The sequence below is a fragment of the Haloarchaeobius iranensis genome (genome assembly GCF_900103505.1).
In the GTDB taxonomy this organism is placed as follows: domain Archaea; phylum Halobacteriota; class Halobacteria; order Halobacteriales; family Natrialbaceae; genus Haloarchaeobius; species Haloarchaeobius iranensis.
The window spans coordinates 1-3,222 of sequence record NZ_FNIA01000059.1 but is presented as its reverse complement, the minus strand read 5'-3'; the positions used below and the strand labels follow the sequence as shown (position 1 = coordinate 3,222).

4 protein-coding genes are annotated in these 3,222 nt (G+C 57.0%); 2 read left to right on the top strand and 2 right to left on the bottom strand.

Annotated elements, in window-relative coordinates; genetic code table 11:
- Positions 1–67: 67 nt before the first annotated feature.
- Both BLT27_RS19470 and BLT27_RS18855 read left to right on the top strand, forming a co-directional pair.
- Positions 68–382 carry a hypothetical protein gene (locus BLT27_RS19470; protein ID WP_139172444.1) on the top strand — a complete coding sequence of 105 codons (315 nt, stop codon included), beginning with the start codon at positions 68–70 and terminating at the stop codon, positions 380–382.
- 30 nt (positions 383–412) lie between these two features.
- The gene (locus BLT27_RS18855) at positions 413–1,081 is read left to right on the top strand and encodes a single stranded DNA-binding domain-containing protein (protein WP_089736672.1); all 669 of its coding nucleotides are present in this window, start codon (positions 413–415) and stop codon (positions 1,079–1,081) included.
- Positions 1,082–1,601: 520 nt separating this feature from the next.
- On the opposite strand, the gene BLT27_RS19465 is transcribed toward BLT27_RS18855, so the two are convergent.
- Positions 1,602–2,072, bottom strand: coding sequence for a hypothetical protein (locus BLT27_RS19465; protein WP_139172443.1), 471 nt, complete (start codon positions 2,070–2,072; stop codon positions 1,602–1,604).
- 42 nt (positions 2,073–2,114) lie between these two features.
- Positions 2,115–3,014, bottom strand: coding sequence for a hypothetical protein (locus BLT27_RS18850; protein WP_217639199.1), 900 nt, complete (start codon positions 3,012–3,014; stop codon positions 2,115–2,117).
- Between the last annotated feature and the right edge of the window lie 208 nt (positions 3,015–3,222).

The window sequence follows — 3,222 nt, the reverse complement described above, 5'->3', positions numbered from 1 at the left end:
ACCTTTTGCACAACTGTACTCTCCCGCTTCACTTCCAACGTTCTGACGACTCGTCCCTACGCCGTCCGTGGATTCAATAGAGCCGTCTAGTAGAAACACGATCCGTGATGAAGGTTCGGACGCACAGACGACTCAACAGCTGACCATCGGGGAGGCCATCGAGGAAGAGGGCGGACTTCTGGCAGAAGCGGAATGTGGGGAGCACGACCCAGAGCTGCGACCCACGGTGGAACTCGAGAAGCAGGGTCGAATCGACTACGACTGGAGCCGGAAAGCCGGTCTGGACCACCCGTACGGGACGACGCTCGAAGCGGAGGAACGGCGGCTGGCCGAAGAGCAAGAACTGGCACGGTACAGAGACCGCGCACTGGCGGCTGAATAGGCAAACATTGACCGAGAGTCGTCATGCAGAGTGCAGACGGAGCGGGAATCCAGTGAGCGCATTCGCGACTTCAGAGAACGGGGCGTCCTCGGAAGCGGCGGCGACCCCGACGTCGAGCCTCGTGAACGACTCGACGCGGAGACCCTGGGCGGGGTGAACCGATACGGCATGCATCTGGCGGAGCGCTTCCGTGGGCCCACTCGGGCAAGCTACGTGAAGCAACTCGCGGAGAAGGTCGCATGCCAGAACATAGGGTTGACGGCAGCCGTTCTGAAGACGAACGAGGAGGTGGCGAAGGGCACGGACGCAATCCAGCCTATCGGAACCATCGCAGAGTGGATGGGCCATCCCAAGTACTCGATCCAGGCGAACGTCGAAGCCGAAGTGACGACGCTCTACCAGCCAGCGGCGGTCAACCAACAACAGGTCGGCGTGCTCGAAGACGGCTCAGGAACGGCGAAGCTGACAATCTGGAAGCGTTCGAAGGTCAGGACGGTGCTCCGCGAGGGTGACCGGGTCCGACTGCTGAACTGCGAGGTCGGCTGGTACGGCGGCCAGCCGACGTTGGCATGCACGTCTGAATCGGAGGTTTCCGTGCTCGAACGCGGCGACGGTCCGAGCCCGCGAAACGGAACGGTGACCCACGCTGACTTCAGCAACGGGAGGACGGGGCAGCGACTGGATATGCTGAGAGACTGAGCTCGGAAGCGGTCGCTCGGCCACCATCGGCTCTCTTTTTCGCCATCGTTGTGCGGGTGGGAAGGGTGGCGGTCGATGGTCCGGTTCGTCGGGGTTTGTCTCCCTGGCACCGCGTCCCCACCTCCCCACCCACCGCTCCGTGCTCGCTCGCGAGACTCACTCCGTGCCTCCGTTCGTCTCGCTCGCTGTGCGCGCAGCCACGACCTTTCTCATTTGAAGTCAGATTGTATCTTCCTGAGGTAGATTGTGAGTAAGTGTGCGGGTCTATCAAGAACTGGGCAGCGGGTGTAGAATCTGTTCCCCCGAACTCGCTTGGAGGTTATCGCCAACGCATTAGACGAGTATACGACACACCATAGTGCGATGGAGGCGGATTAAACACTACTGTATTCCCCCAGAACGTAGATTTAAACCAATCGACGCGTCCTCTACGCCCAAGAGAACTGGGGTACTAACTCTGAGGTCAGGTCAACAGAGCGAACGTGATTGGACGTGACCGCTACTATCGTATCGGTGTTTCTCAGTCGACCTGTTCGATGTCGAGTAGCGGTTCATCACCAATTGAGACGTCCAACTCTGTGGTTTCTCTGTGGGTGAACCGATGAGTATCTTCGGTCGATAATGACGAACCGCTGGCCTGTACCGTTTCACGTCCGAGCGTCACCTCGTCTGGCCCGTCGAGTGTCGCGTCGATAGAGACGTGAAGTTGAAACTCTCGATTAGTCGGCGCTGGAATTCCGAGTTCCTGGGGCTCGTCAGGAGTGCTGGTGAAGTCTGCGGAAAGGAACTCATCATCCCCGGACCGGAGCGTCAGTGATGTCTGTGCGTCGCTTCCCAACGAATTCGACACGGTGATTCGAACGAAACCATCTTGTTTCATACTATTATCACTAATTGGCTCTTTGTCTTTATTCGATTCTGATAAAACGGTAGAAACACTACCTAAACCAGTTAATACCGCCAAATTCGATAACACTGTTCGTAGATCCATACATACGAATAGTGGCGAAGTGCTGAATATTTTATGTCTGAATCAGCGGGCCCTGAACGGCCCGAAGCTAACATCAAGATCGCGTTGGATTGCGAATGCTGCAGTGCCGAAGTCCACTGGTGTGTTATTGACGACCGTGCTCCCATTCACCATCCCAGCCACGACCGTGTGTGGGATGTTAATCGGGTAAATTCCAACCCAGGGACCACCCGAGTCACCTCCCTGCGCGACCTGTTCCCGTAGGACTTGGTCCTGCATCTGAATCGAGGAAGTCGACCCGTCTGGCGCCTGGCATTGAAGCGTGAAGTCGACCTCGGGGGCGTAAATCTCTGGGTTGGTGTCACACGTCGAACACCCATATTGAGACCAGGGGCTTGAGTTGACTGCGTCGGCGATCGAATCACGGGTATAGTATGCCCCAACTGGATAATCGTCGATGTGACCCTCGATCGTATTAGATATCCCATCTCGGCCACTGTTCTGACCGACTTCGATGGTCATCGCATCCAGGTTCGGGTCTGCATCGGCGACCGTCCCGAAGTCATCTCCCCATTGCTCTACGGTTGTACCTTCCTGATCCGACTCGTCGCAAGGTAGTGCAACGCCATGGCGACAGGTCAACATCCGGGGCTCGTCGCTGTTGTTATAGACCCGGCAAGTGGCGGTGTAATAGGAATCTGCCGGTACCATATCCTGTCTGTTCAGCGCAACCCCACCGGGTACCGTTTGGTACTCCTGCTGCCAGCAGTCTTTGAACTCGATCGGTATCTGATCGACAGCCTGAACACCGACACCGTGGCGTTCAGCAGCAATCTGGGCATCGTCTCTGGGACCCTCTGCGATCCCCATTACGACAGGTTTCCAGCGGCCATCGACCTCATCGCCGTCAGGCACGATCGCCGTGATCGAACTTCCCTTGGTGTCTTTGAGGAGCTCACTCATCCGTTGCTTCTCACGACGGGCGGTCTGGAGCTGGTGATACCAGTCTTCGCTCACTCGCTTCGTCTCGATTGCCCGGTCCCGCTGTCGAATAGTCACGATTTCAGTCTTCCGTGAATCTGCCGTGTTGAATAGATGCTGAGTCATGGTTAGAGAGGTTCACAGAGCGGTTCTATGTTGGAGATGGCGAACATGAGGACGATTTCACGGA

Bases quoted from the DNA above. Each gene is read 5' to 3' on its own strand.
- BLT27_RS19465 (WP_139172443.1), bottom strand. From the start codon at position 2,072: ATGGATCTACGAACAGTGTTATCGAATTTGGCGGTATTAACTGGTTTA.
- BLT27_RS18850 (WP_217639199.1), bottom strand. From the start codon at position 3,014: ATGAGTGAGCTCCTCAAAGACACCAAGGGAAGTTCGATCACGGCGATC.